Origin of the sequence: Salinarimonas sp. NSM, assembly GCF_052380005.1 — a bacterium.
In the GTDB taxonomy this organism is placed as follows: domain Bacteria; phylum Pseudomonadota; class Alphaproteobacteria; order Rhizobiales; family Beijerinckiaceae; genus Salinarimonas.
This window is the reverse complement of the sequence record NZ_JBQTCJ010000111.1, coordinates 1-4473: the sequence shown is the minus strand read 5'-3', so window position 1 is coordinate 4473 and position 4473 is coordinate 1. Positions and strand designations below refer to the sequence as shown.

Sequence of the window (4473 nt, the reverse complement as noted above, 5' to 3'; positions counted from 1 at the left end):
GGCCCGAGGCCGGCGCGCCGCGGCCGGGCAGTGCGGGAACGTGGAGCGCGACGTCGGCGGGAAGCGCCCGGCGCCAGCCGGCGAAGCTCGCCGGGCTGCCGCCGGCGTGCGGGCAGGCGACGAGGCGCGTCGTCCCCGTCGCGCCGATCCGCACGAGGCCGGCTGGGACGGCCGCGCCGCCGCTCATCCGCGATAGCGGGCGAGGAAGCCCGCGAGCACGCGCGTCCCCTCGCGCAGCGCGTCGACGGGCACGCGCTCGTCGGCGGCGTGGATCAGCTCCATGAAGGAGAGGCCCGACGGCAGGCGCATGGGCAGGAAGCCGTAGCTCTGGATGCCGAGCGGCGCGAGGTGGCGCGCATCCGTGGAGCCGGGGAGCAGCATCGGCACGACCGTCGCGCCCGGATCGATCTCCGAGATCAGCGCCTGCATCAGCGGGAGCTGCGAGTCGTCGAAGCCGGCGGGACCGGTGGGCGGAAACGCCCCCTCGATGACGGCGCCGTCGCCGGCGAGGCGGGCGAGGCGCGCCGTCAGGCCCGCGCCGTCGTCCTGCGGCAGAAGCCGCAGGCTCAGCCGCACGCGGGCGGCGTCCGGCACGACGTTGGGGGCGTCGCCCCCGGCGGCGAGGCCGGTGACCTGCGCCGTCGTGCGCAGGAGCGGCTCGAACACCCGCGCGAGCCGCGGCCCGCCGGCCTTCAGGGCGAGCGGCGCCAGCGCCGGGCGCAGCAGGCCGCGCAGCGCCGCGGCGGCGACGCGTTTCTCCGGCGCCAGCGCGTCCGCCATCGCCGCGATCATCGCCCCTGCGGCGGGCTCGATGCGGATCGGCTCCCGGTGGCGCGCGATCGCGGCCGCGGCCTGCGCCGCGCGGATCGCCGGCGAGCGGCCGGCGAGGAGGGCCGTGTGCCCGCCCCTGCCGGAGAAGGCGAGGTTCAGCGTCGCGGTGCGCTTCTCGGCGACCTGGACCGGGTAGAACGTCCGCCCCGCGACCGCGAGCGAGAAGCCGCCGAACTCGCCGATCGCGTGGCGCACGCCCGCGAGCAGGTCCGCGTGATTGCGGGCGAGGAAGCCCGCGCCGAGCCGGCCGCCGGCCTCCTCGTCGCTCACGCAGGCGAGGATCACGTCGCCCGGCGGCGGCTCGTCGGCGCGCGCGGCGGCGATCGTCGCGGCGACGAGCATGGCGAGCCCGCCCTTCATGTCGAGCGCGCCGCGGCCCCACAGCATGCCGTCGCGGACGGCGCCGCCGAACGGGTCGTCGCTCCAGGCCTCCTCCGGCGCGGGCACGACGTCCACATGGCCGTAGAGCAGGAGCGGCGGCGCCGCGCCGCGTCCCGGGACGCGGGCGACGAGGTTCGGCCGCGCCGGGTTCTCGGCGAGGATGCGGTGGGCGATGCCGTGCGCCGCGAGGCGCTCTGCGACGGTCGCGATCGCCTGCGCCTCCGCGTTCGGCCGCTCCGCGCGTGGCGGGTTCACGCTCGGCACGCGGATCAGCCGCGCGGCGAGGGCGACGGGGTCCTCCTCGCGCGACGCATCGTCCGCGAGGACGGTCTCGGCGTGCGCGCTCACGAGCCGAGCACCGCGGCGTCGGAGCGCGCGCGCAGGCGCCGCGCCGCGGTCTCGATGGCGAGCACCGCGCCGAGCCCGAGCGCGAGCACCGCGGCGAAGGTCGCCTGCGCCCCCAGCGCGTCGAAGGCGAGGCCCGAGGCGAGCACCATCAACGTCATGCCGCCGAAGGCGAAGGCGTAGAACAGAACCATCAGCGTCGGCAGGGCGGCGGCCTCCGAGCGCTTGACGACCGTGTTCATGGCCGTGATGAACGCGATCTCGAACAGGACCATGAAGACGAAATACGCCGAGAGCGCTCCCGCCGGCGTGATGAAGGCCGTCGTCGCGACGCCCGCGATCCCCGCCGCCACGGTGACCGGCGCGAACAGGCGCAGCGTCGTCTCCCGCCCGGCGAGCCAGCGCCCGGCGACCAGGAGCCCGACGAAGACGCCCGCGAAGGCGGTCGCCTGCAGGAGCGCGACGCCGCTCCCGTCCATGCCGAGCTCCTTCAGGGGGACGTGGATGCGCGCGGTCTGGTGGACGCCCTGGTAGAGCGCCGTGACCGCGACGAGATAGGCGAAGGCGCGCATCAGCTCCGGGTCCGCGGCGAAGGCCCGCGAGGCGGTCCCCAGGAGCGAGGCCCGGCTCGACGGCTTCGGCGGCGCCGCCCTGCGGGGCAGGACGAGGTAGATCAGCCCGGCGGCGAGGTAGGTCGCGGCGTTGATCAGCGCGATCGCGCCGAGGTCGAGCCGCTCGATGAGCAGCGCGCCGAGCAGCCCGCCGAGCATCGCGCCGAGGAAGAAGGGCGCGTTGACGATCGTGTTGGCGCGTTCCACACGCCCCGAGGGGATCGCGATCTTCACCGCGACCGCGCGCGAGGAGCGCGTGACGATGTCGAGGAAGCCGCGCAGGGCGAGCAGCGCCAGCGCGGCGGGGAAGAGGTCCCAGACGAGCGCGAGCACGAGGCAGCTCGCGAAGCCGACGAGCTCGCAGCCGACGAGGAGTGTGCGAGGCGCCTGCCCCGAGCACAGCCGCCCCGCCACGCGCGTGAGCACGATCGGCGCCAGGAACTGCGCGAGGTAGACGAGCCCGCCTGCGAGCGTCGAGCCGTAGCGCTCGGCGTATTCCACCGCCAGCGCCACGAGCGCGAGATGCGTGCCCATCATGCTGAGCAGCATGGAGAGGAACAAAGCGACGACCGTGCGGTCGCGCCACAGCGGCGTCCCGGCGGCCTCGCCGGGCTGCGCCGTCGCCGCGCTCATCGCACCAGCTCCACGCCGATCGCCTCGGCGATTCGCGCGAGCGCCCCGTCGGCGCGCGCGTCCGCCTCGGCCATGGTCGGCGCGGTGGCGATGAGCCGGCCGAGGATCTCGTCGCGCGTCACGGCCGCGCCGTCGACCAGGCCCGGCGCGTCGACGAAGGCGAGTTCGGCGCGCACCGCCTGGAGCGTCGCCGCATCGAGCGTCGAGGAGAGCCGCCCCTCGGCGCGCGGCATGATCTTGCGCGTCGTTCCCGCCCGGGCGATCCGCGTCGGCGGGCGCGGGGCGGCGCCCAGATGCAGGGCGACGACGTCGTCGAGAATGGTGCGGCCGGACACCTCCTCGTAGAGGCGCGGCATGATGCCCCCCATCAGCCGCGGGTTCGCCTCGACGAGGACGGGGCCGCGCGCGGTGAGGATCATCTCGATGTGGACGAAGCCGAAGTCGAAGCCGAGCGCCGCGGCGACCGCCTCCGCGTAGGCGAAGCAGGCCTCCTCCCGCCCCTCGGCCTCGGACGCCGGCATGGCGGCGCCGATCTCGACGGTCTCGTCGGCACGCCCGCGCACCCGGCCGGAGAGCATGTAGCGGATCGGCCGTCGCTCGAAGAAGACGATCTCGGCGCTCACCAGCGGCCCCTCGAGCCGCTCCTCGACGAGAATGCCGCGGGAGAACTGCTCGCGCAGCTGGTCGGGCAGCGTCTGCGGCGCGGCGAGGATCGCCTGCGCGGCGCGCGCGACGGCGGCCTCGTCGTCGCAGCGCGCGGCGAGGATGCTGTCGCAGCCGGACGGCGGCTTGACGATGACGGGAAAGCCGATCTCCCGCCCGGCCGTGCAGGCGGCGTCGGCGTCGTGGACGAGCGCGTGCACGGCCGACGCGAGGCCCGCCGCCTCGATCCGGTCGCGCGCCTGCGCCTTGCGCCGGGCGAGCCGGGCGCTGGCCAGCGAGAGGAACGGCAGGCCGAGCTCCTCGGCGAGCGCCGCCGTCGCCTCCACGGCGTATTCCTGCTGCGTCAGGATGCCGTCGATCGGCCCCTCGTCGGCGAGGGCGCGCCCGAGCGCGACGAGGGCGGCCGCGTCCGAGGTCGCGGGCACGTCCACCAGCCGGTCGGCCGAGGCGATGATCGCCTCGTTCTGCGCCGTGCGCGGGTACATGGCGTAGCTCGTCCCGCGCACGAAGGTGACGCGGTGCCCGAGCGCCTTGGCGCGTGCCAGCGCCTGGATGCCGGGCAGGTTCGCGTCGACGACGAGGAGGTGCGCCATGGTCAGAGGGCCACGTCGTAGTTCGAGGGCTTCGCCTCGGCCGGTATGTCGACCCAGTGACGGGTGCGCTCGAAGGAATAGACCGGCAGGCCGACCCGGCGCAACGGACGATCGCCGCAGCGTCGCCCCACGTCGATCCAACCGCCTCGGGTCCAGAGTGCGCCGAGCACCCGCAGCACGCGCGCGTCGTCGGCCAGCGCGTCGAGCGTCGCGGCGACATCGCAGCCGCCCTCCGCTGGGCCCGGGAGGTCGAGACCGACGAGAATGCCGCGGCTCGCGGCGCGCAGCCGCTCGAGCGTCTGCGCGTCGGGCGCGCGGGGTGTCAGCGCCGCCTCGGCGAGGGCCTGCGCGTCGAGCGCCGCGCCGGGCGCCCAGAGCTCGCGCCCGTCGAGCGTCCACAGCGCCGGACCCTCGGC

The 4473-nt window shown here is 75.9% G+C and carries 5 protein-coding genes; all 5 read right to left on the bottom strand.

Features of this window, described 5'->3' with window-relative positions:
* A partial coding sequence (locus ACTZWW_RS22445; protein WP_444783190.1) for a thioesterase domain-containing protein occupies nt 1-187 on the bottom strand: 187 nt, incomplete at its 3' end.
* Nucleotides 184-1560 (bottom strand): M20/M25/M40 family metallo-hydrolase, encoded by a 1377-nt coding sequence (locus tag ACTZWW_RS22440; RefSeq protein ID WP_444783189.1) that lies wholly within the window; start codon nt 1558-1560, stop codon nt 184-186. The genes ACTZWW_RS22440 and ACTZWW_RS22445, both read right to left, overlap by 4 nt.
* Entirely contained in the window at nt 1557-2801 is a 1245-nt protein-coding gene (locus ACTZWW_RS22435; RefSeq protein WP_444783188.1) for an MFS transporter, read from the bottom strand. The genes ACTZWW_RS22440 and ACTZWW_RS22435 overlap by 4 nt, the downstream gene beginning before the upstream one ends.
* Entirely contained in the window at nt 2798-4057 is a 1260-nt protein-coding gene (locus tag ACTZWW_RS22430; protein WP_444783187.1) for an ATP-grasp domain-containing protein, read from the bottom strand. Before ACTZWW_RS22430 ends, ACTZWW_RS22435 begins: the two co-directional genes overlap by 4 nt.
* A gap of 2 nt (nt 4058-4059) precedes the next feature.
* A partial coding sequence (locus ACTZWW_RS22425; protein WP_444783186.1) for a hypothetical protein occupies nt 4060-4473 on the bottom strand: 414 nt, incomplete at its 5' end.